Source organism: Pseudarthrobacter sp. TE9888 (assembly GCF_056279345.1).
Map to the genome: position 1 here is coordinate 72,095 of NZ_JBWBRD010000001.1, position 20,165 is coordinate 92,259.

22 protein-coding genes are annotated in these 20,165 nt (G+C 61.4%); 4 read left to right on the forward strand and 18 right to left on the reverse strand.

Going from position 1 to position 20,165, the window contains the following annotated elements:
* The first annotated feature begins 304 nt into the window (after positions 1–304).
* Positions 305–913, forward strand: coding sequence for a hypothetical protein (locus ACZ9J7_RS00355; RefSeq protein WP_476206118.1), 609 nt, complete (start codon positions 305–307; stop codon positions 911–913).
* A 385-nt stretch (positions 914–1,298) separates the two neighbouring features.
* Here the strand turns inward: ACZ9J7_RS00355 and ACZ9J7_RS00360 are convergent, their stop codons facing one another.
* From ACZ9J7_RS00360 to mobC, 6 genes are all read right to left on the reverse strand, one after another.
* Positions 1,299–2,333: an Eco57I restriction-modification methylase domain-containing protein gene (locus ACZ9J7_RS00360; protein ID WP_476206120.1), complete on the reverse strand. Its 1,035-nt coding sequence runs from the start codon at positions 2,331–2,333 to the stop codon at positions 1,299–1,301.
* A gap of 1 nt (position 2,334) precedes the next feature.
* Positions 2,335–5,622 (reverse strand): DEAD/DEAH box helicase, encoded by a 3,288-nt coding sequence (locus tag ACZ9J7_RS00365; protein ID WP_476206122.1) that lies wholly within the window; start codon positions 5,620–5,622, stop codon positions 2,335–2,337.
* On the reverse strand, positions 5,615–6,268 hold the full coding sequence (locus ACZ9J7_RS00370; protein ID WP_476206124.1) for an N-6 DNA methylase: 654 nt from the start codon (positions 6,266–6,268) through the stop codon (positions 5,615–5,617). The genes ACZ9J7_RS00365 and ACZ9J7_RS00370 overlap by 8 nt, the downstream gene beginning before the upstream one ends.
* Positions 6,269–6,498: 230 nt before the next feature.
* Entirely contained in the window at positions 6,499–7,440 is a 942-nt protein-coding gene (locus ACZ9J7_RS00375) for a hypothetical protein (protein ID WP_476206126.1), read from the reverse strand.
* 17 nt (positions 7,441–7,457) lie between these two features.
* Complete coding sequence (locus ACZ9J7_RS00380; protein WP_476206127.1) at positions 7,458–9,017, reverse strand: relaxase/mobilization nuclease domain-containing protein; 1,560 nt, start codon at positions 9,015–9,017, stop codon at positions 7,458–7,460.
* A complete protein-coding gene (mobC, locus tag ACZ9J7_RS00385; RefSeq protein ID WP_476206129.1) occupies positions 9,017–9,409 on the reverse strand; it encodes a plasmid mobilization relaxosome protein MobC in 393 nt (130 codons plus the stop codon). Before mobC ends, ACZ9J7_RS00380 begins: the two co-directional genes overlap by 1 nt.
* A gap of 679 nt (positions 9,410–10,088) precedes the next feature.
* On the opposite strand from mobC, the gene ACZ9J7_RS00390 reads away from it, so the two are divergent.
* Positions 10,089–10,397: a hypothetical protein gene (locus ACZ9J7_RS00390; RefSeq protein ID WP_476206131.1), complete on the forward strand. Its 309-nt coding sequence runs from the start codon at positions 10,089–10,091 to the stop codon at positions 10,395–10,397.
* Positions 10,398–10,582: 185 nt separating this feature from the next.
* Here the strand turns inward: ACZ9J7_RS00390 and ACZ9J7_RS00395 are convergent, their stop codons facing one another.
* From ACZ9J7_RS00395 to ACZ9J7_RS00430, 8 genes are all read right to left on the reverse strand, one after another.
* A complete protein-coding gene (locus ACZ9J7_RS00395) occupies positions 10,583–10,870 on the reverse strand; it encodes a helix-turn-helix domain-containing protein (RefSeq protein ID WP_476206133.1) in 288 nt (95 codons plus the stop codon).
* 3 nt (positions 10,871–10,873) lie between these two features.
* A complete protein-coding gene (locus tag ACZ9J7_RS00400; protein WP_476206134.1) occupies positions 10,874–11,143 on the reverse strand; it encodes a ParB family protein in 270 nt (89 codons plus the stop codon).
* Between the two features lie 15 nt (positions 11,144–11,158).
* Positions 11,159–11,611, reverse strand: coding sequence for a hypothetical protein (locus tag ACZ9J7_RS00405; RefSeq protein ID WP_476206136.1), 453 nt, complete (start codon positions 11,609–11,611; stop codon positions 11,159–11,161).
* A 295-nt stretch (positions 11,612–11,906) separates the two neighbouring features.
* On the reverse strand, positions 11,907–12,491 hold the full coding sequence (locus tag ACZ9J7_RS00410; RefSeq protein ID WP_476206137.1) for a single-stranded DNA-binding protein: 585 nt from the start codon (positions 12,489–12,491) through the stop codon (positions 11,907–11,909).
* Positions 12,492–12,543: 52 nt separating this feature from the next.
* Complete coding sequence (locus ACZ9J7_RS00415) at positions 12,544–12,849, reverse strand: hypothetical protein (RefSeq protein WP_476206139.1); 306 nt, start codon at positions 12,847–12,849, stop codon at positions 12,544–12,546.
* The gene (locus tag ACZ9J7_RS00420; protein WP_476206141.1) at positions 12,846–13,127 is read right to left on the reverse strand and encodes a glutaredoxin family protein; all 282 of its coding nucleotides are present in this window, start codon (positions 13,125–13,127) and stop codon (positions 12,846–12,848) included. The genes ACZ9J7_RS00415 and ACZ9J7_RS00420 overlap by 4 nt, the downstream gene beginning before the upstream one ends.
* A 662-nt stretch (positions 13,128–13,789) precedes the next feature.
* Positions 13,790–14,398, reverse strand: coding sequence for a hypothetical protein (locus tag ACZ9J7_RS00425; protein ID WP_476206143.1), 609 nt, complete (start codon positions 14,396–14,398; stop codon positions 13,790–13,792).
* 56 nt (positions 14,399–14,454) lie between these two features.
* Entirely contained in the window at positions 14,455–15,066 is a 612-nt protein-coding gene (locus tag ACZ9J7_RS00430) for an RNA polymerase sigma factor (RefSeq protein ID WP_285245880.1), read from the reverse strand.
* A gap of 224 nt (positions 15,067–15,290) precedes the next feature.
* Between ACZ9J7_RS00430 and ACZ9J7_RS00435 the strand changes: the two genes are divergently transcribed.
* Positions 15,291–15,722 (forward strand): DUF5956 family protein, encoded by a 432-nt coding sequence (locus ACZ9J7_RS00435; RefSeq protein WP_476206145.1) that lies wholly within the window; start codon positions 15,291–15,293, stop codon positions 15,720–15,722.
* A gap of 44 nt (positions 15,723–15,766) precedes the next feature.
* Here ACZ9J7_RS00435 and ACZ9J7_RS00440 read toward each other — a convergent pair whose 3' ends face one another.
* Together ACZ9J7_RS00440 and ACZ9J7_RS00445 are read right to left on the reverse strand one after the other, a co-directional pair.
* A complete protein-coding gene (locus ACZ9J7_RS00440; RefSeq protein ID WP_285245879.1) occupies positions 15,767–16,621 on the reverse strand; it encodes an IS3 family transposase in 855 nt (284 codons plus the stop codon).
* A complete protein-coding gene (locus ACZ9J7_RS00445; RefSeq protein ID WP_476206153.1) occupies positions 16,618–17,022 on the reverse strand; it encodes a helix-turn-helix domain-containing protein in 405 nt (134 codons plus the stop codon). Before ACZ9J7_RS00445 ends, ACZ9J7_RS00440 begins: the two co-directional genes overlap by 4 nt.
* A 226-nt stretch (positions 17,023–17,248) precedes the next feature.
* Here ACZ9J7_RS00445 and ACZ9J7_RS00450 point away from each other — a divergent pair, with 226 nt between their 5' ends.
* On the forward strand, positions 17,249–17,476 hold the full coding sequence (locus tag ACZ9J7_RS00450) for a DUF2188 domain-containing protein (RefSeq protein WP_476206147.1): 228 nt from the start codon (positions 17,249–17,251) through the stop codon (positions 17,474–17,476).
* Between the two features lie 327 nt (positions 17,477–17,803).
* Here ACZ9J7_RS00450 and ACZ9J7_RS00455 read toward each other — a convergent pair whose 3' ends face one another.
* Positions 17,804–19,150 carry a ParB/RepB/Spo0J family partition protein gene (locus ACZ9J7_RS00455; protein ID WP_476206149.1) on the reverse strand — a complete coding sequence of 449 codons (1,347 nt, stop codon included), beginning with the start codon at positions 19,148–19,150 and terminating at the stop codon, positions 17,804–17,806.
* Positions 19,151–19,688: 538 nt separating this feature from the next.
* Entirely contained in the window at positions 19,689–19,838 is a 150-nt protein-coding gene (locus ACZ9J7_RS00460; protein WP_476206150.1) for a hypothetical protein, read from the reverse strand.
* Positions 19,839–20,165: the final 327 nt, after the last annotated feature.

The window sequence follows — 20,165 nt, forward strand, 5'->3', positions numbered from 1 at the left end:
TGCCCCTCGCGGACGTCCTTGGCGAGAATCGCAAACAAGTGGACCGCCATGATCGTCATCGCCCTCAGCGGGGGTCCACTGAGGTTCGGCGAGTTGCGGCAGGCCGTGGACGGCCCCAACTGCCCGGATTTAGGGCCTGCGGAACGTACGATTCGCGGCAGGACGGGAGTCCTTCCAGCTACTTCTACTCCCCGCGCTTCGAACGCCGATAACGGATATTATGTCAACTAAGGTTGCTATAGCTCCGCGGCTTGTCAACAGGAGTTGCTAGCCCTCATACTGTCACTTTAGCAACTGGCGGCCGATGAAGGGAAGCACGATGGGCTGGTTCACCGAGGGCAGCGAGCACGAGGGCTACGTGGTCTGCGTCTTCGCCGACGGCATGTACGGGTCCGGTGGCAGGTATATGGAGATAAACCTGATGACGCCCGACGGCCGGCCGGCCGCACGTGAGAATGAGCCGGACAGTGACGCATGGCGGCCGCCGTCGCAGGTGGTCGGCTGGCGGGTCGCCTGCAGCTGCGTTCCGTTCCGGGAACACGTCATCCTGGATCCATTGTGGACGCGGGTTTGGGACCCTTCCGACGAGGACGTCGCCGCGGGGCACATCTACGCCGGACCGCCGGCCAGCGCCGACGCTGCTGACATAGGCGACCGAGAGGACCTGGAGCCGCTGTTCCTGGACGTCTGGCACCGGCATGTCGCCCCGGACCTGTCGCTGCACACCATCAGCACCCTAAGCCGGAGCCTGAAGGATCTTGAAGCCCAGCTCGACGACGCCGTTGCGTCCGCCAGGGCGGCGGGCGTTTCATGGGACAAGATCGGACGAGCATTCGGGATCACCCGGCAAGGGGCTCAGAAGCGCTGGGAAACCTTGTCCACCGCTGCGGCCGTCCGCCCCGAGGGCAGCTAAGCGCAAGCCGCGCCACCTTCCCGTCCACGAACCACGCCCCTACCGGCGGGTCCCCACGATTAGGTCTCTCACCTCGCGTTTACCTGCCGGCCCATGCCAGGCGACGTGTCCGTAGGCTAGCTAGCGCGAATGGAGGAGCATTTCGTAAGTCGAATGGTGATTGCCGCGGCACCAGAAGACTGACGATCCGCTCGAAGGCACTCTCGGGGGTTTGGCTGCACAGCCAGCGCATCAACTACAACAAGGGCAAGCTGACACCGGAGAAGAAGTCGCGGCTCGATAAAGTCCTGCCGGGGTGGCGCGAGGGCAGTCCGCGCAGAGGCCGACCGCCGCCTGGATCATAACCGGCTTACCGTCACCGGCTCCGCCGTTTTAGCTCGGCGGGTCATTCCATCGGCTTCACTTGGGTCTCGATAAAGGCGATCTCATCGGCGTCCAGACCGTACTTAACGTACAACTGCTGATCAATCTCAGGGATTGATTTGCTCCAGTCGATGTCTGATCCCGGCGTGAAGTCCTGCAGCGGGACGTACTTCCAGACCTTTGCCGGGTTGTGCTGGGTGATCTTAAGGATGCCGAGAAGTGCTCGGGCGAACTTGGACCTGACGTATTTGAGGCAAGCGTCAGCGGTTGCTTCGTCGTCAAAGCATCCGATCGTGATGAAGGTTTGAGTCACGGCCACTTGCGGTCCGATGACAACCGGGGTCGACAGCACCTCACCCAAGGTTCCAGAGCCGTTCGCGGCTGGGAGTACGACTTTGTACGCTCCGAAGCTCTTCGGCCCGGTGAGATACTCGCTGCGGATCCAGCGATATGCACGAGCACGCCCAGCGAGGCCGTACACGCGGACATACTCCTGGCTTCCGTGAGGGGATTCGGAGTGGTAAAGGAACGGCAGCTGGTCAAAGGCGTTGGTGCTGACCCGAAACTGCGCGTCGCTCGACATCTTCCCGGAAGCCTCAGAGTTCTCATCGTGCATAGCCTGGGTATAGGCATAAGCACGGCCACTCGACACAATCTTCTCAATCGAGGGACCGTGCTTAGCCAGAACCTTGTGCAGAATGGTGTTCAGCTCAGGATAGCTGGTGAAGGTGACTATCGGCTCGCCGTCGTGATCCTCGTCCCAGTATGTAACCGCAATCCCGCCCTTGATGTCAGTGCCGGGAAAGAGCTCGTCGCTATTTGGAACGTAGTGCGGGACGGTCAGATGCGGGTCCGCGAGCATCTTCTCGTTCCATGCCTTGGGCGTGAATCCTGCGTTGAAAAGGAACCTCGCCGGGGTGATAAGCACTGCCTTCTTCCCAACGGCGTAAGCTGCGTCCATGAACAAGTGGTAGACAGGGGTGTCACGGGTACCGGCTCCCTGAGCCTCTTCCTGGTAGGGCGGGTTACCGATGACGACATCGAACTTCTTGCTCATGTCAGTTGCCTTCCGTCAGCATCTCGTCGACCATTTTCTGCCGTTCCACCGCGTTCATTCGGGCAAGATTTCCAATCCGGAAGTGGCCGGAGCCTTCAATCCACTCCTTGCGCTCGGGCACACCACCTGAGACAGCCTCGACCGTGATGCGGTGAAGGATTTCATTGTGACTCATCTCGAAGACCTGTGTAGTCAGAACGTGCTTGAGCCTGTCGTTCTGGTCGGGAATCACCGGACTAAGGCCGATGTTAAGGCGGCGAACGAGCTCCATCAGGAACAAACCGGCGGTTGAGAACGGATCGACGAAAGTCACGTCCGGATCTGTGAAGATCCCCGGGTTCTCAGCCTCAAGGGTGTCAACCATCGTCTTCACGACAGGTTGGGGAGTGAACACCAAGGACGTGTTCTGCTGCGGGATGTAAGCGAAAATGTTCTCAGTTTGTGAATCGTCAAAGTAATCCGCTAGCAACTCTTTTTTATCCAGGAACTCCTGGATGGCCTGATCGAAGACCGTCTCGTCGAAAAGGCCCGGGATCTTTGTGACGGCACCGTTCTCCTCTACGACCTCCTGGCCGTCACGTAGTAGACGGAACTCGGCTTCGCTGATTCCCGTAATCTCCTCGAACACCTCCTCGGGCGTGTAATCGTCGAAGTTCGACAGCTGGATGCCGCGGTTCCCATATGCCATGAGGAACATAGGTATTGTGCGGGCGAACCCGCGCAGGTGGGAACGCGCATCGTCCATTGTCTGGTCTGCGCGCTTCTGCTCCGTTTTTGTCTCTTCGCGGGTGACGACCTCGGGTACGATCTCGTCCATGGTTTTGTCGACGATGTTCAGGATGTTTGCCCTCAAGGTCTCATCCTGCTGGGCCCTCTTGACCTGGACGGCCTGCGCCTCGGCCTCCGTCGCTGCGCTCTTCAGCTCGTCCTCGAGATGCTTGGTTGCGATGTTGTGCTCTGTGTACGCGCGCTCGATCTGGTCCTTCACGGCCTGCTCGGTGCGCATGACGTCACGCTGGACCTGCGTGTAGGTGAGCCCATAAGCCGTGGCTAGCTCTTCGCGCTTGGAACGGGTTTGGTGGGTCACCGCCTTGGCGATCTCTGTAGCCGCCTTAGACGCCGGCGCGTCGGGCTTGGGAGTAGGAATGTCTTCCAGGCTGTAGATGGGTTTGCCGAGTTCGGCGACCTTCGGGTTGATGACGGTCTCCACGTCGACCTGGACGTTACCGTCGTGGTCCGTGGTGAGCGGCGGTTCCGGGATATCAATCGGCTGCCCGTTAGTGACTCTCCCCTGCCTTGCGGTGGGCAGCTTGTCGAGGATCTCTTTAAAATGCTCAGAGTACCTGAAGATGCCGGCGACGTTCGCGAACAGCAGATTCGACAGGAAGCCGCGGCGCACGACCTCACGAGCCTTGAATACCTGCGGAAATGTCAGGACCTGAGCGGCATCGAGCTCGATCATCCGACCCTCAGCATCTTCACCTAGGACCGGGAAGAAGTTCAGCAGCCGGCGGATGTTCTCCTGTCGCACCCGCTGGTCTCCCGGGGGGGACGGGTGCAGGTTGTTGGCGAAAGCGTCGAAGATCGTTAGCGTACGCTCTGGTGCGAAGTCGAAAATGTATGCATTCTGCTTCTGGAAGACTTTCCCGCCGCGCTCGAACGTACAGGGGTTCTGTGCCCTGAACGCCGCCTGCATGTACTGGGCCGGCGAGGACAAGTTCGACAACATAATCACTGCGCTCCACTCCGGCACTGTGACACCTGTGGTTAGCTGTCCGACAGAAAGAGTGATGGTCTTTCCGCCCGATTTCTCCGTCTCAGCGATAGCCGCCCGCACTTTTTGGAGTGACCTGCCCGCTGCGACCGGGTCGGATTCGTCCGAGCGTCCGTCGCCTGCTGCCAGGATGATGGTGTAGTCCTTGAAAACAGGGTGCTTCTTGAGAAGCTTCTCCAGGGCCTTGGCCGAAGCAACGCGGTTGAGCAGCCAGAAGGAGTGGCGGATCTCATCGCGCAGCTCAGGCGTGGAGAACGGGTACTTCTCGTTGGCCGCGAGGCAGTCGATGAACTTCACGACCTCATGCTCGTGTTGAAAGAATCCGTTCTCTTTTGTCGCGAAGAACTCGTTAAGGTCGAAGGTGTAGTCGATATTCTCTGCGTCCTCGTCGATGGCAACACCTTCGGCCAGACGGTCCGTGATCATCCGAGAGATCTGGTACGTCAGCAAGTTGAGCGTTGGCAGCGCCGCGTAGGGGTTCTCCTGCCCGTTGTCCTCCCATTCCTGGCGGGCGGCCTGCTCGTCCTCATAGGTCCAGTTGAAGATTTGGTCCTGGTCGAATTTGCCGCCAGCTAATGCTTTGAACGGCGTGCCCGAAAGATGCAGTGTCGACTTGCGTTTGATTTGCTCAAAGGCGATATCTGTCTTGGTGGTTTCGATGCCCTCGTGGGCCTCGTCAATCACCAGCAGATCCCAATCGCACCTTGTAACGTGCTTGAGCTTGTCATATGAGCCGCCAAAGTACTGTGACCCCTTGAGGTCCTGCAGCGACAGGAACTCCACGATGCGCGCGTCATCATCCTGATGGTTGAGCGAAAAGACCCGCCACTGTTCGCGAGTCATGGGCACGCGGCTGGACAGGGACGGCGACTCCGAAACGAAGTTGAACGTCGTCTGGTGACGGATGAAGCGGGTAAAGTCGTCGAACCAGGAGTTGGCGATCGTGGGACGGTTGGTGACAATTAGGACCCTCCGGACGTCCAGAGTCCGCATCAGGTCGTATGTCGCCAGCGTTTTGCCAAACCGTGGCTTAGCGTTCCAGAGCACCTCGCCCCGCCCCGACTGGAAAGCAGCCACTGCTTGGTCAACAGCCGCCTGCTGCTCGGGACGCAGGACGTAGTCGTCCTCCACGTCGGTCGTAGATACACAGGGGAAGTCCTGGCCGGCGAAGTCGTTGAAGTACTCTAGTGATCCCTTCGGCGCGACTGCAAAGTGATGCCATTCCGTGCGCTTGGGCTGGGTCTCTCGCTCGACGCCTTGCTGGTGGAGGTATGCGTGAAAGTCCTTGTCCGTAAAGCGCCCCCCGGCTTCAGACTGGAACAAAGCTCGGCGCGACCACAGCTTCTTCTTCTCGACGGACAACTGGGATGCCTGCTGTGCAATACGGGCATCAGCGGTCTCCTGCTCCGTATACCCGATCTTCTCCCAGCCGTCGTACTTTGGGATGTCCGGCGTCATCCATGAGTAGATCAGCGGGATGATTTCGCGGAAAGTGCTTATCTTCGGACTAGGCATGAGCTCCCCCTTTTTTGTGGACCTTGTCGATCCTGCACACCTCATAGCTGTCGTAGACGGTGAAGTCGAAGCTGCCGTCACCTCGCAATGAGGCGAGTGTAAACGGCTCACGCTGCACCAGTCGGGAGGCTCCCTCAATCCGGTGCCACCACGAGAACTGGATGGGCTGCCCCTTGGCGTTCTGGCCAGTCAGGGTGTTGCCGCGGATGATGTTGTTCTCGATGAGAAACACGGCCGCCCGGCGCAGGTCAGTGTTCGGACCGCAAGAAGTGCCGTGGGTTTGGTGAAAGCCCAGGAACTCGGCGAGCATGATTGCCTTTGCGTCCTGATGGTTGTCTTCCAGCAGCTCGATGCCGTAGATCGAAGCCAGAGCGAACAACGACTCCTCCGGCCACTCGTGGGCCGGATACTGCTTCTCGATCGCGCGGAGTTTGCGGCGCAGAATCGCGACCAAAAAGTTCCCATCGCCTGCTGCAGGCTCAAGGAAGGTCTTGTCGACGAAATCGCGACCGGTCTCCAACTCCTCCGGAACCAAGTCGAGCATTAGGTTGACCATGTGACGCGGAGTGAAGACCTCGCCATAGCTCTTTACACGATGGCGCGATTTCACGACCTGCTCCTCGACAATCGTCTCTGTCACCGTCACTAGTGCCGCCCACACCGTCCACTATGAGCAACGGACCCTACCGCAGCGAGGTCGAAAAGGGCGGCTGACCTGAGCACGTCCGCGGACCGGTCGTCTCGTGATGGCGACACAAGCACTCCAATTTCTACAATCTGACGCTTCAGGCGGTGACCGGCTGGACAACTTATCGGAAGCGTTGGCAGCACAGAGCCGACCCTGCCCAACATTACCGGCGAGACTTCATGCTCCACCTACCGGCTCATCCCCTTCTGCAAGAGCTTCGTCTGGCCGTTGGCTCCGCGCGTCTTGCGGGCCTTTGCAGGCCTTGATCCCTTGCCTACGGCTGCGCTGGGCGGTGTGGCCTGGTCTTGATCGGAACTGAGCCGTGCTTGTACAGCCTCGCGGTCAGCAACCCCTTCGAGGCTGGCCGCCAGTTCCTGTCGGCGCTCGGCTGAGTCGTATGTGACTCCTGCTTCGTCGCGCAACTGCTCGGGGCGGTGATTGGCACCGGCGGCTGTCCAGTCTGTGATCAGCCGCCTCTCCATGTCCTTCTCCTCGGCCACACTGTCCGCAAAATTATGCCGCTGTTCCCAGTTGTGTGCCTCGATGGGTTTGGTCTCCTGGAGCCACGCCAGCGCTTCGTCCAACTCTTCCTTTGAGGGCCGATCAACGGCCTCCGCGCGTTTCCTGTCTTTCCGGTCGGCCTCGGCCATCAGTTGCGTAGCCTGGGCGTTTTCATCACGGCCGGCACGGCGTTCCTGTTCCGCCTGTTCGCGGTCCCGCTCGGCTTTAGCGAGGGCCTCCGCCACCATCGCTTCATTGGCACCGAGGTTGTCCACGTCCAGCCCGTAGCGGCGCTGCACCTGGTCACGGATCACCTCGGCCGCTTCGCGCGCTGCCGGGTCGTGGTCTTTCCACGCGGTGGCCGCCTCATGTGCCCTTTCGATGTCGCGGCCGTTGGCTGTGTCCCACCACCGGTTGTCCATGACGGGGGCAAGCTGTGCACGCGCCGCTGCCCGCTCCGCATCGAACCGGGCTTGCAGTTCGCGGGCCTGTTGTTCCTCGGCCGCTTGGGCGCGGCGCAGCTCTTGCTCGCGTGCCCTGGCCAGTTGCTCACCGAGCCGGCCGGCGACGGTCAGCGCAACGCGCGACATTCCCTCAAGAGCCTCATCAATGCCGTCAGATTCGCTCATGCTTCCCCTCCTTGGTGTTATCTCTCAATGTCCGGGCGGGTACTCCCGCTTCGCGTGCCCGCGTGGGTGCGTCCCTGCACGTATTTCGGCGGCAGCACGGAGCCCGCGGACCGACCGGCAACCTGGCCGGCTGCACTCGCGCGTACCGCGGCGGCAGCTTCGCTATCCGCTGTGGGCGTGGCCGCTGGGGCGCTGGGTAGTGCGGCCGCGACCTGGCTCAGGTGGTGCTTTACCATGTGGCTGATCTGGCGTGCTCGGCGCAGATCATTGGATGCCTTGTGCATGTCGTGGACGGCCTTAGCGACGTTGAGCAGCTGGCGCAGCATGATTGCCTGCGCGGCGGTTCCGGTGCCGCTCATCGAGGCTGCCATGAGCATGAGTGAGGCTCCGCGGGCAGATGGTCCAACGCTGCGGACGGGGCGGACTGGGTAGCGCCGCAGTTGTGCTGTCTTGGACAGCTCGTCGGCTGCTGCTGCGAGTGGTCCGGGCGTTGCCTCGGTCGCCGTGGACCAGGCTGCGAAGGCACCGGATGTCTCGCGTGCCACGTGCGCCCAGGTCGCGTGATCATCCAGCGGGACGGAGCGCAGCGTTTCGCGGAGCCGGGCAACTTCATCGCTGTACTGCTCCCACATTTGCGGGTCCGGTTCGTGGGCTTCGCGGCCGATCGTGACCGGACGGCGTCCACGTGCAGCTGCCTGCCATTCTGCGACCGCCTCGGCGGCACCTTGCGGGCTGTCAGGCCACTCTGCACGGAGCTTGGGCAAGGCAAGGTCCTTGGCGAGGTGACCGCCGCCGAACCAGACAGGCCGGCCACCGCTCGCTGGACGTTCTGCCACGCTGTAGCCAACCACGACATCGTCACGTCCGGACGCGTACCGCGGCCTGACCAGGGCACCGGCACGGCGGAGGCGTCGAATGAATTCGGCCTCATCCTGGGCCGAAGTCGCACAGGCACGGACCTTGCGTTCCAGGGACCGGCGTTCCGGTTCCGGCGCTCCCCGCCGCTCGGAGGCTTCACGTTCTCCCGGCCGGAGGCCACGGGTGGAATGCGTGGGTGAAAGTTCTTCCAGGCCGTACTTCTTCTCAAGCTCCCGGGCGGCCTGCTGTGCCCGGGGGAAGTCGCGCCAGCTGCTCCACTTCGTGCCGTCCTCGCGGACCATGGACGCAGCGATGTGGATGTGGTCGTTCCCGGCTTTGCTGTGGCCGTGACGGATCGCCACCCACTGCGCCGGCGCCCGTCCGCTGGCTTCGGTGAACCCCATCTCGTCCATAAAGTCCTGCGCAATCTCAGCCCACTGCGCGTCGGTCAGGTCGCCTTCCTCCGCGCGCAGCGACAGGGAGCAGTGCCAGACATGCCCACCGGCAATCTCCACACCCAGGACGCTTCTGGCCCGGTCCAATTCCTTGGCAATGGCCTGCGCGGCATCGGCGTTCAGTTCATCGTCGTTGTGCCAGGCCATGATCGACGGTGAGCCCGCGACCAGGTGCGGGTCGGTGTGTTCGTTCGCCCGGCCTGGGCCGGCAAGGTACGCGATGAGCCCGTGCATGCGGGTGCCCTTGGTGATGTTGGGAATCATCAGCGAACCATCGAATCCAGCATCGTATTGATCCGGTCAGCGACCGCCCGCACCCGAGTCAACACCGTGCGGGCCGCTTCCGGGAATTCGTCCGTGGCGTTCGCGTGCCGGGCGAGCTGGTTGACGTTGTTCGACAGGGCAGCAAGGTAGCGGCGGGCCGCGATGAATTCCACGGCCAACGCCCGCCGCTCAGCCAGCGACTCAGAGTTCTCCGCGTACAGGGCAGCACTGACCAGAATCTCCGACGGGCTGCGCCCGGTCCGTTCCTCCAGCACCTTCAACTGCGCGCGCTCAAATTCGGACATCGACACCCGCACGTACTGGGTGTCGCCGTCAATGTTCGCGCGGCGGCGACGGGAGATCCGGCGCGGAGACTTCCGCTCTTCGCTCATCCCGGCCCCCTCCCCCAACGCCCAGCGCAGCGCCCCGGAATCTCCGGGCCACACTGACGAGTGTGCCCCATCCAAGGCCGCACGCCGTGGATCAACACGCGGGTTATGGCACATAACCGCATAGCTTGCTCCGGAAAATCACCTGCGCACGCATTTGGCGCTTGGGTGGTTCCCGGGCACTGCCCTGCAGGACGCTGCGCGTCTGACTTGTTCAAAACGACTGCGTCGTTCCGTTTCGGCTGGGTGAGGCTACTGCCCGGTCCTTCCTTGGCAAGTCTCCGCAGCCGGCTTTCGCGGCATATCCTCGCTTCGCTCCGGTATTCCACGGTCCGGCCGCTCCAACTGGCCAATTCCTTCACCGGCCAAGTTTCGGCAAGCGTGCCGAAAGGAACGCGGCATAGGGCAAGCGAAAGGTACAGTTTTGGCTCTCATCTCACCTACGAAAGTGGCCAGGCAATACGGGGTTTCCCCGATGCAGCTGCGGCAGTGGCGGCGGCGCGGCATCGGCCCCGAATACTTCCAGTTCACAGCGCGAACCGTCAGCTACTCTGACGACTATCTGCGGGACTGGTTCAACGATCCCCGGAACGCCCATCTCCTGGCGCAAACCTCGGACATGTCATGCCAGGATGGGCGCGTCCGTCGGAGCCGGCGTCGGGATGATCGTTAGGCTGGATCCATGGCTACCCTCGACATTGAACAGACACGAAACCAAGCCCGCGCGCTGCTGGACTCCCGCATTGAATCCGTCACTGCCCTGGTAAAGAGCCGCCAGCGGATCACCGAGTTGCGGGACCAGCTTGTTGCGGCCGAACGCGATGACAAGCGCGCCTACGTGCAGGCCACCCGGGACGGGTGGAGCGCGGAGGAACTGAAGAAGCTTGGCCTCGAACCCTCCGCGGTAAAGCGCCGGCGGACGACAAAGCGCTCCACCGGATCCGAACAGGATGCCGCCCAGGAATCCGGCACATCCTTCAGCGAACAGTGACCCTAAACCCCACAAAGTGGTGAAACCCAAGCGACAGCACTGACAGCCGCTGCACACAAAAAAGGACCGGAACATTCCGGTCCTTTTTGTCCTTCGGCAATCGCGGAGGTGGAAACATTAGGTGTGGAGACGACGAAGGCCGGCACGTGGGTGCCGGCCTTCGTGCCGCTTTGCGTCTGGATCTTCTAATCGTCGACTGGGGCGTCGCTTTCGGGAATTTGTCCTGATGCGATGCGCTCTGCGGTCTTCTCATAGGCGGCGTCAATGTACGCTGCCAGGTCGTCTTGGCGTACTCGCCAGATCCCGCGGCCGCCGAATTGGGCTGCCCGCAATTCCCCGCTTTTCACCAACGCATAAACCAGTGGTTTACCCAGGTTCAGGATCTCCTGGACTTCGTCCAGGGTGAGCATCTTTGGGAAAGGCGCTGTGCCGGGCACGGCCGCTCTGGTCACTTCTTCAGTCCGTTTCGCCACGGTTTATGCTTCCTCGTTTCGGTGCTGCATCTCATCCATTGTTCTCTGTCCGCGGCGCAGTTCGCCGGCCTTCACCGCAGGCCACGGCTTCCCGCCGTTGTACTTGCGCTGCAGCCGCTTCACCTCACGCATCGTGGCCCGGATGATGAAGTCTGACACGCTCGCATCCCCCTCCGCCTTCCCGGCCGCGACAAACGCTGCACGGACCTGCCCCGCCTGCTCCTCCGTGTAGTAGGGCGTGAATGGGCCGACCTTCCGCGGCTTCTCTGCCATCTCTGCCGACCTCTCTTACTTCACCGCACGCAAGGCCTTGGGCCAGGGATGCAGACTGTCCAAGTAACCCGGGCGCAGCGACATCGAACCGTCCGCATTCCCGCGGATATCCGAGTGCTGGTGGCTGCCGCCGGCATGAGCGATCGCAGCCAGCACCAGGTCCAGGTTCTCCCTGTCCAGCCCCGGCACAACCTCGCCCAAAACCACCGGAACATTCTCCGCGATAGACGCTGCGATCAGCAGGAACCGGCGCTCACCACCGGAGAGCACCCCAACCTCTTCCGGAATCGACTCAAAATCAATCCACGCCCGCACCTGGTGAGGTCCCTGCGCGTCCTCACTGGTGTGCACCCATGGGTTGCCGGGGGCGGCATAACGACCACCGAAAGCGCGAAGCAGCAGCTCGGTGGCCGCCTCGATCGTGTAGGAGCCCCTGGCCCAGGCGCGAAGGTCATCTGCATGCGTCATTTGTTGTGTCCTTTGCTCGAAAGTCTGTCAGCGGCCGGCGCGGTCGAGGGCGGCTTTGGCGTGGGCGATGGCTTGCTTGGCTTCACTGGCAGCGCGGCCTTGTTCCGCGGTGGGCCCGGTCCCGGGTGCCAGTCGGAGCGGAGCTCGTCTTCTGCGTCCCCCAGGAGCGCGAAAGCGCGGGCGCGCATTTCTTCAAGGTGGGCAAGTTCTCGGCCATTCCGGATCCAGTCATTGAAGGGTAAGAGTGAAGCCTGTCGGGGTCAGCGTATCTACTGACCTCGACAGGTGTAGCGCTTTAGAACGACGGTTCGGCGGACCGGGCCGTCGGGCTGTCCCCCGCCCCCGCGGCGTTCTTGCCGAACCAGGGGTCATCGTCTGCGTACCCGTCGTCGCCGGCTTGGCTCAACGCCTTGACCCGGTCCCGCCAACCAATACGAGGTGCCTCACCGCCCGGTGCTGCTTCCCGTGCCGGCGCCGTGTCCTGTACCTGGGGTTGATCCTGGACCGGGCGCTTGGCTGGTGGCCCAGCGGCCTGAGCCGCGCCATACCGAAGAGACAGCCCGATCTCGTCGACCTCGAACTCGATTACGGTGCGCTTCTCCCCCGCCTTCGTCTCGTACGTGCGCGGCTTCAGCCGGCCGCTGGCCACCACGCGGCTGCCCTTAGTCAACGAAGCTGCAACGTACTCCGCCGCTTCCCGCCAGACCGTAGACCGGAGGAAAAGAGTTTCGCCGTCCTTCCACTCACCAGAGGCCTGATCGAAGACGCGCGGCGTCGAGGCAATCGTGAAGTTCGCGACCGCGGATCCCGAGGGAGTGAAGCGCAGTTCGGGGTCATTGGTGAGGTTGCCGATCACGGTGATGGTGGTTTCGCCTGACATGGTTTCGTTCCGTTCTCTTTGGTTTCGTATGGCGGTGTGTGGTGCTGGGTGGTTACGTTGCTGTCGCTGCCCAGGTTTCGAGATCTGTGTCGTACAGTTCCTCCAGCCGGAGGGAGATCCGTGAGCGGTAGATCTCGGTGAGCAGTGCCCGGTTGCCGGCCTGATACGGCGGCGCGTCCGAGGTGTCTCCGGGCAAGGTGGTGTCGGAGTTGTAGAAGCGTTCCTCCGCTCCCCCGGCGGGTTCGTCCAAGAAGGCCAGGGCGTAGGCGGCGGCGCGCAGCTCGGCATCGTGCCGGAACTCGTCGGGGGCGTGATGCCGGTCGAGGATCGCGGTAATGGTGGTGTCCTGGATACTCATGCGGTGGCCCCTTTCCGGGCATGGTGGTTGGTGGAGGCGGTGACGAGCTTGTCCCGGCGCAGACCGCACCAGCGGTCCTGCTCATCAGAGTTGTTCACGACGACCGGCGCCTGGAAAAAGCCCAGTTCCTCCGTGATGTACTCCAGCGCCGTGGGAACTTCAGTGATGTCAACGGCCGTGTAAGTGATGCCCCTGGAGTCGAAGTAGTCCTTCGTCTTGTCGCAGTTGCGGCAGTCGGGCTTGGTGTAAACCGTGTAATCGGTGGATGAAGCAGTCATTTTCAGCACCTTGGTTTCGTATCAAATGAGTTTCGTTCGTCTGGCTGACTTGCTACCTCAATTTTAGCAGTCATTCACGTGAATGAATAGGGATTCCACCGCTGATTCTAGGGGTTTTTGAACAATTTTTTTTACGGACACGGACGGTGATTTCCGCCGCCGGTTACTGTGGTCATCCCCGAGGGTTCGCCAAAGCGACAGCCCCCTTGCGCCTGAGAAGTCCCTGCCCATTCTCGGTGACGCTAGGCCCCACCTGATCTGGCTGCGGGAATGAGTGTCGTCCCTGCTGGAGGAAAGCCAACTGCAGCGGACCGCGGGCCGGCGACGCGAGTCTTGGACCAGGGGAAACGGAACCGCCGATTGCTGCCCCAACTTGAAAAGTAAGCATGCTTGCTATTAGGTTTGGTGTCAGCTTCTCCGCCTGGCCCCCATCAGGCGGAGTGGTTGCCAGGGAGGCCCCGCTTTACGACTTGAACTGGTCCCCGGAAGTTGGACTCGTAAATGTGCGAGTTCCACTTTAACGGCTGGCGTCGGCTGTTCGAGGAAGTCCCCGTCCGAGTCGGACGGGGACTTCTTCCTTATACTCTTCCCCGTTTAGAGGTCCTTTAGGGCGCCGATGAACGTGGCAGGCTAGCTGCCTCTCGTGGCAAGCCTTGGCTGTATCAATTGTTGTTGCGGACGAGAAAGTTCGGCGCCTGTCGGCTCCAGCCGGCCTCGTTCTTCACTGATTCCAAGCTGCTCTCTGCAGCCGCAGGAACTACTAACCAACCTGCCTCAGTTCTATCCGGGGTCTCGATTTTGAGGCCGTAGGACTCGAAGCTCTTCAATAGTGTGCATCCCAGCGATTTGCTTTCCCCTCGGGCATCGACGGGAATCATGCAGATCGTCTTGCCGGCGGTGGCGCCATTTGTGATCTGTTCCGGGGCGGGGGCACCGTAGTACCTGATCGTTGCGCTGTGTCCCAGGAGCCTGGTCTGGGACGGGTCAATACCTGTATTGGCTAGAACCGGCAGGGCTCCGGCAGGCAGCTTATCCACTTCCTGCTGAGCCTTGGTCAGTGATTCGATGATTCTCGAAGCGTCTTCCGATCGGTCCTCGGGTGTTAGAGCCAGTGCCAACGCACCAAGAACTAACCCACCCGCGAGAGCGCCGGCGCCTACCCGCAGACCCAGTCGTTTCCGAGTACTTGCCGATGAATCTTGCGGCCGCAGGTGTTGAAAGTGGGACCGCTGACCCTGAGCACGCTCGCGGTTCTTTACTGCCTTCGGCATTTCTATTAGCTGCTGTCGGAGCGCATCACTGCGGTCAGTCTGGAACTGTTGTGATCTCACCATGTTCTCCCCTCGTGAAGTGAGTGATCATGACGTGGCTCAGGTGAATCCAGTTGCCCGTACAAGGCACCGAGCCTGGTCTTCGCGCGGTGCAGGCGGGATTTCACGGTTCCCTCTGCAACACCGAGGGCCACGGCGGCTTGCCGCAGGCTTAACCCCTCAATCACACACAAAGTGATGACGTCGCGATCCTGAAGCTTGAGGCGCGAGAAAGCATCCCGCAAAGTCCTGGCCTCCGACTCGCGCTCGGCAGCATCAACAACTTCATCGGCGATATCCGCCGTCAGGGCCGGTGGCGGAAGCTGTTCCAAGAAGGACCTGTAACGTCTTCGCTGCCGATTGTGATTCCGGATCGTGTTATTTGCCGTGACCAGTAGCCAGGCAACGATGCTGCCGTTGACGATGCGCACGTACTCCCGCCGGCGCCAGGCTTCATAGAAGACGATGGCCGTGATGTCCTCCGCAGTATGGGCCGATCCAACGACCCGCATTGCATGCGTGAGCACCCTGTCCCGATGACGATCGAAAAGGGCCCCGAATGCATCACCATCACCGTTTACCGCGAGCAGCCACAAGGCCTCATCCGTGTCATCTGATCCCCCACTCATACTTCATAGTGTCCGGATCATCGGAATGGTTCCATCTTTTTGTGAGAGAAGGTCCTAGTCCAGCTGTGCTGACTGACCGGGACTTACGCCGCGATCGGCTCTTTACAGAAGTGCCCGTCCCCCTTGGGACGGCCACTTCTTCGTTGCTCGGTGTCGGCCTGGCCAACTTCGATGTACTTTGAGTCTGTCTCTTAGTCTTCATTTGACCTAAAGGGTGTTTGCGCGTGTGGAACGACTTTTTGACAGTGCCATCACCAGCCGGATTCGTCTTACTTCCTGAGAACGGGTGGGAAGCGCTGGTACTCGCCGTCGCTGGCCCTGGCTGTGGTGTCCGCAGTCCCAGACGCAGTGTTCAAAAGGTGCTTCCAGTTGTTGTGACAACCGCAGGCTCCACGACGACGACCAGGAGCGTCCCTTTCACGGATCAGGACCAAGAGATTATTGACGATTTTCTCGATGAGTACCTTGTGGCAGCGGGGTTTGAGCCTCGGCCGAGGGGCTATGACTGGTACTTGCGGTTGCCCAATGGAATCGCGTCTTTAGACGAACTAAGCGTTCTCCTCAACGCCGCTCTGGCTGCGGAAGATGCTGGCGGTCATCCATCCCAAGTCCGTTCTGTGTTTGAAAGAGTTATCGCGAAGCTTTATACGCAGTGAGGGTCCCTATGCGAAGCATCCCGTTCAAGTGTGCTGAAAAGGACCTATGCCGCAAGCATCTGAGCACGATACTGTACTGGGCTCCTGCCCTTCAGCTTGGTTGAAATTCTCTCTTCGTTATACCAGCGGATGTATTCGTGCAGTGCTGCTGTTAGGGCTTCGGTGTTGAGGAATCGGACACGGTGGAAGAGTTCTTCCTTGAGGTGTCCGAAGAAGTTTTCCATCACGGCGTTGTCATAGCAGTTGGCTTTGCGGGACATTGATTGGACTGCGCCGGCGTTCGCCAAGAGGCCCCGCCACGAGATGTGCTGGTACTGGAACCCCTGATCCGAATGCACGAGGGGTTGCTGCCCAGGATCCAAGCATGTCAGGGCTGCACGCAGTGAACTGTTAGTCAGATCCAGGTTCGGGGATGTGCTGATGCTGTGGGCAATAATCTGCCGGTCGAATAGGTCCATTACCGGCGAGAGGTAGAGCTTGCGGTCTCCGACACTGAACTCTGTCACGTCAGTTACCCACTTCTGGTTTGGGGCAGCGGCGTCAAACTTCCTGTTCAGGAGGTTGGGAGCAATGATGCCCGCCTCGCCTTGGTAGGAGTTGTAGCGCTTCCTGCGTCGGACTCTGCAGAACAGGCCGAGTGTTCGCATCAACTTCAGCACGGTCTTCTTTGCAACTGCCCAGCCGAGATTGAGCAGTTCACTGTGCACACGCCGGTGCCCGTATCGGCCATGGTTCTTCTTGAAGATGTCCCTGATCGAGGCCTTGAGCTCCTCTTGCGGGTCAGGGGCTTGGAGGCGCGCCTGGTGATAGAAAAACGTGGATCGTGCAAGGCCTGAGACCTGAAGAAGAAGCGGAAGCGGGAAGTCAGCCTTGAGGGCGATGAGGGCCTGGACCTTCACCTTTGTTTTTGACCCCTCAAGGCTCGCAATTTTCCCAGATATGCGACTTCGGCCCGCAGGCGTTCGTTCTCCCGCCGTAGCCGTTCTAGCTCGGATACTTCTGCAGGCGGTGGGGAGTCGGGCTTCCGGGGTCTGCCCTTGGGCTTGGGGCGTAAGGCGTCCACGCCTTCACGACGGTAGGTACGCACCCACGACTTGAGAAGCACGGCCGAAGATAAGCCGGCCTCTTCCGCCAAGGCCGGTGCAGTCTCGCCAGCAAGGAACCGTTTCACCAGGGCGAGCTTGAATTCGAACGTGTACGACTGAGCAGGCTTCGTCACCAGCGCACCTTGACCATGGATCCTCCACCGCCGATACAGCCTCTTAACAGGCCCACTAGACTCACGAGACACACCCAGCATGGTGGCTGTCGCCGTGTAAGCGAGGCCTTTCTCAAACCACGCTACAGCCGTTGCGCGCTGATCGGCCGACAAAGAACTACTTGAACGCAAAACTGCTCCCCGGAAGTCGAACTGAATTTTCAGTCCAACTTCCGGGGAGCAGTTCAACTCGTGCTGCGGGGCTTTTCGCTACCCGCCTACGGGCGGCAAGAGTGTCAATTATCCGGATCGGCAGAGGGAGCGCGCAATGGCTCAGGGCGATATCGAGACGTACTACGAAGATGGTTCGTGGAAGAACAAGCGCGAGGGCGCTGATCGCGCGTTCGGCGCCGGCTACGGCACGAAGGATGAAGCGGCGGCTGTCGGCCGGGATACTGCAAAAGCGGACAAGGTCGAGCACGTCATCAAGAACCAGGACGGCCAAATCGGCTCGAAGAACAGCTACGGCAACGATCCCCGGAACGTAGCGGGCTGAATCGACACGGGGCTCCGGATCCCCCCGTTAACCCGGAAAGGAGCCGGCATGCGCCGGCTCCTTTCGGGTTTCTCTGCAAGAAATCTATGGGTCAGTCTAGCTGACGTGATGGCCGCGTTCTTTTCCAGCCTCGTTGCTGGGGCGCGGCTCTTTCGATGTGTTCCTGGTTCCTGGCGCAGGACGGCGGTCCGCCGCTGGTGAGTGGTTGCGGTGGTTCGCCCTGGGCGGCGGACCGCCCGACTTCTGGAAGGTTCCGGGCCTTCCTGCGGTGATTGGGCCTGTGCCGGGCGGGGTTCGGGATCCGCCGCCCGGCACAGGAGCCGTGGTCTATTCGGCTGTCTCGGTCTTTTGTCCGCTGTCGATGATGATCTGTTCGACCTCGCTTGCCGTGTAGCCCCAGAGGACCAGCTGGTTCAGGTAGTCCCGGTGGGTTTGGCTGGGTGAGCGCCACGAGTCTTTTTGGATGGTCTTTTCGTACCCTGCGCAGATCAGCGCGATCAGGGAGAACTCGGGCCGGGTGGTGGTCTTGGCGACGTGGTCCCTGAGCGGGTTCCATGCCCACTGGTTGGATTCTTCGAACTTCGTCCCGGCCATTTCGGCGGCTACCTTTCCCTCGTAGCCGCTGGCGGTTTCGGAGTGGTGGGTGATCGCGTGGACGGTGAAGTACTGCCAGCCTTTGGGGGCCTGCTTCTTGGCCAGCAGGTTTTTGACCCATTCACGCCTGACAACAGTTGCGGACTGCATGAGTTTGTTGTTTTCGATCAGGGTTTTCCGTTCGGCCTTTTGTTCCTCGGTCATCGGGCCTTTCGGAGCCGATGACGTGCCGTAGCCGCTGTAGTAGCGGAGGGTGAAGCCCAAGTCTTTCCATCCGGTGACGACGGCGACGGCGGAGTGCTCGCCACGATAGTCCGTCTCGATGTAGACGGCGTTTGCGTCCTCGTCGGTGGCCGGTTCGCCGTCTGCCCTTTTCAGGGACGTGACCCGGAGGGTTTCGCTGTCCTCCCCGTACCCGCATTCGGGAACAACAGTCGTTCCGGCCGCTTCCAGTTCGGCGCTGAGTGCGGCCAGCGCGGCGGCGCGGTCGCGCTTGTCGCGCAGTTGCTGGGTGACGTGCAGGAGCATGTCGGGTTCGTCCATGATGACGGACTCGAGTTCGGCGGTGGCTTCCTCGTCTGACTCAAATTCCGCGAGTACCAAAGCCTCTTCGATGGTGTAGCCCTTGCCCAGGGCGGCGGCTCCGGTCTCGGTGGACTTGGCTTTGAGGGCGGACTCGACGGTGGTCTTGGTGCGTCCGGTCTTCTTGGCGATTGCGGCCGCCGAGACGCCGATCAGGGACAGTTGGTGGTAGGCGTCGGCCTCGTCGGCTTCGGTCAGTTCGGCGCGCTGGATGTTCTCCACGACCTGTGTGACGATGCGTTCGGCTTCCTCGGGTGAGCCGATGATCATTACCGGGATGCTGTCCCGTCCGGCTTCGACGGCGGCGCGGGTGCGGCGTTGGCCCATCAGGACGTGTACGGTTCCGTCGTCCTTGCGGTGGGCGATCACGGGTTCCATCACGCCGTGTTCCTTGATGCTGGCGATGAAATCGGCGGTCAGGGCCGCGTCCTTGCGGACGTTGATATCGACGGTCAGGGTTGCTGGGTCGAGCATTTCGAGCGTGGGTGTTGCGGTCATGGTTTTGTCCTTGCAGAGACGTGGGGGGTGTGGGCGGCTCAGGTGACCGGCCAGCTTCCCTTTCCCCCCGTTGTTTTTTGGCTGCTGGCGAAGCTTGCGGAGCTGTGCCCGTGGAGTCCCGTCTACCCGTGAGGGCAAGACCCGGAAAATCTTCGGAGGAAATAAGCGACGCAGGAGCGCCGGAGAAGACTTTTCCGGGGCGCAGGCCCCGGGAGGAACGACAGGGGCTAGAGGGGCCGGAACGGGCACGTACAATCCGAAGGACAGCAGCCAAAAAACGTCGTAGACAAGACAGGGCCAGGGGGTCCGGAGCTCTGCGACGGCGCCCCCTGGACCCAACAGCCGGCCGCGCCAGCGGACGCCCGTCAACTGGTTGGAGCGCAGCGGAAACCAGGGCGAGCCCTGCGATCCTGCCCTTCGTCCAGCAGCGTGTTTGGACTTTTCGTGCGCAGAAAAAGAAGACCGACACTAGGTGCCGGTCTTCTTCTCTTCCTCTGCAAGGGAATCTGGAGTCGCAGCAGTTTGGCTGCGTCGGGGTTTAAAAATTGTGGTGTTCCTGGGCGTGCGCCGTGTCCACTGGGCCGGTCTTTTCGCCGGCCGTGAGCAGCTGCAGCTCGATGATGTCCTCGGCCAGGCTCGCGTCAGCGGCCGGCCTGTCGTCGTCGGTCATGATGTATTCGGTTCCCACAGCGTCCCTCCCGTTTGTGGCGTCTTTGCCTACTGTAGCCCGGGATCCTGCATGCTGACTGGGTGTGTGGCTGCGCCCGCGTCAGCGTGACTCGGCGGCCGGAGGAGCGCCAGCGGGGGAGGCCGCCCCGCCACGGGAAGGCCGGGACGGATACCTCGAAGGTGATCCGTCCCGGCCTCGGCTGTCCTAGATCAGGCGGCGCTGGTAGGAAGTGCTCTCGTCGCGGGCGACGTCTGCGACGGCTCCGCGGTTGATGAGTTCGCGCAGGAGCACGGCGAGCCGGAAGTCCGAAACGTCCTCGGTGGCAAGTTTCAGGTAGCGGTCTGC

What these genes read in the sequence shown, in the direction of transcription:
- ACZ9J7_RS00355 (WP_476206118.1), top strand. Translation starts at nt 305, where the DNA reads ATGAAGGGAAGCACGATGGGCTGGTTCACCGAGGGCAGCGAGCACGAG.
- ACZ9J7_RS00360 (WP_476206120.1), bottom strand. Translation starts at nt 2,333, where the DNA reads ATGAGCAAGAAGTTCGATGTCGTCATCGGTAACCCGCCCTACCAGGAA.
- ACZ9J7_RS00365 (WP_476206122.1), bottom strand. Translation starts at nt 5,622, where the DNA reads ATGCCTAGTCCGAAGATAAGCACTTTCCGCGAAATCATCCCGCTGATC.
- ACZ9J7_RS00375 (WP_476206126.1), bottom strand. Translation starts at nt 7,440, where the DNA reads ATGAGCGAATCTGACGGCATTGATGAGGCTCTTGAGGGAATGTCGCGC.
- ACZ9J7_RS00380 (WP_476206127.1), bottom strand. Translation starts at nt 9,017, where the DNA reads ATGATTCCCAACATCACCAAGGGCACCCGCATGCACGGGCTCATCGCG.
- mobC (WP_476206129.1), bottom strand. Translation starts at nt 9,409, where the DNA reads ATGAGCGAAGAGCGGAAGTCTCCGCGCCGGATCTCCCGTCGCCGCCGC.
- ACZ9J7_RS00390 (WP_476206131.1), top strand. Translation starts at nt 10,089, where the DNA reads ATGGCTACCCTCGACATTGAACAGACACGAAACCAAGCCCGCGCGCTG.
- ACZ9J7_RS00400 (WP_476206134.1), bottom strand. Translation starts at nt 11,143, where the DNA reads ATGGCAGAGAAGCCGCGGAAGGTCGGCCCATTCACGCCCTACTACACG.
- ACZ9J7_RS00405 (WP_476206136.1), bottom strand. Translation starts at nt 11,611, where the DNA reads ATGACGCATGCAGATGACCTTCGCGCCTGGGCCAGGGGCTCCTACACG.
- ACZ9J7_RS00410 (WP_476206137.1), bottom strand. Translation starts at nt 12,491, where the DNA reads ATGTCAGGCGAAACCACCATCACCGTGATCGGCAACCTCACCAATGAC.
- ACZ9J7_RS00415 (WP_476206139.1), bottom strand. Translation starts at nt 12,849, where the DNA reads ATGAGTATCCAGGACACCACCATTACCGCGATCCTCGACCGGCATCAC.
- ACZ9J7_RS00420 (WP_476206141.1), bottom strand. Translation starts at nt 13,127, where the DNA reads ATGACTGCTTCATCCACCGATTACACGGTTTACACCAAGCCCGACTGC.
- ACZ9J7_RS00425 (WP_476206143.1), bottom strand. Translation starts at nt 14,398, where the DNA reads ATGCCGAAGGCAGTAAAGAACCGCGAGCGTGCTCAGGGTCAGCGGTCC.
- ACZ9J7_RS00430 (WP_285245880.1), bottom strand. Translation starts at nt 15,066, where the DNA reads ATGAGTGGGGGATCAGATGACACGGATGAGGCCTTGTGGCTGCTCGCG.
- ACZ9J7_RS00445 (WP_476206153.1), bottom strand. Translation starts at nt 17,022, where the DNA reads ATGCTGGGTGTGTCTCGTGAGTCTAGTGGGCCTGTTAAGAGGCTGTAT.
- ACZ9J7_RS00450 (WP_476206147.1), top strand. Translation starts at nt 17,249, where the DNA reads ATGGCTCAGGGCGATATCGAGACGTACTACGAAGATGGTTCGTGGAAG.
- ACZ9J7_RS00455 (WP_476206149.1), bottom strand. Translation starts at nt 19,150, where the DNA reads ATGACCGCAACACCCACGCTCGAAATGCTCGACCCAGCAACCCTGACC.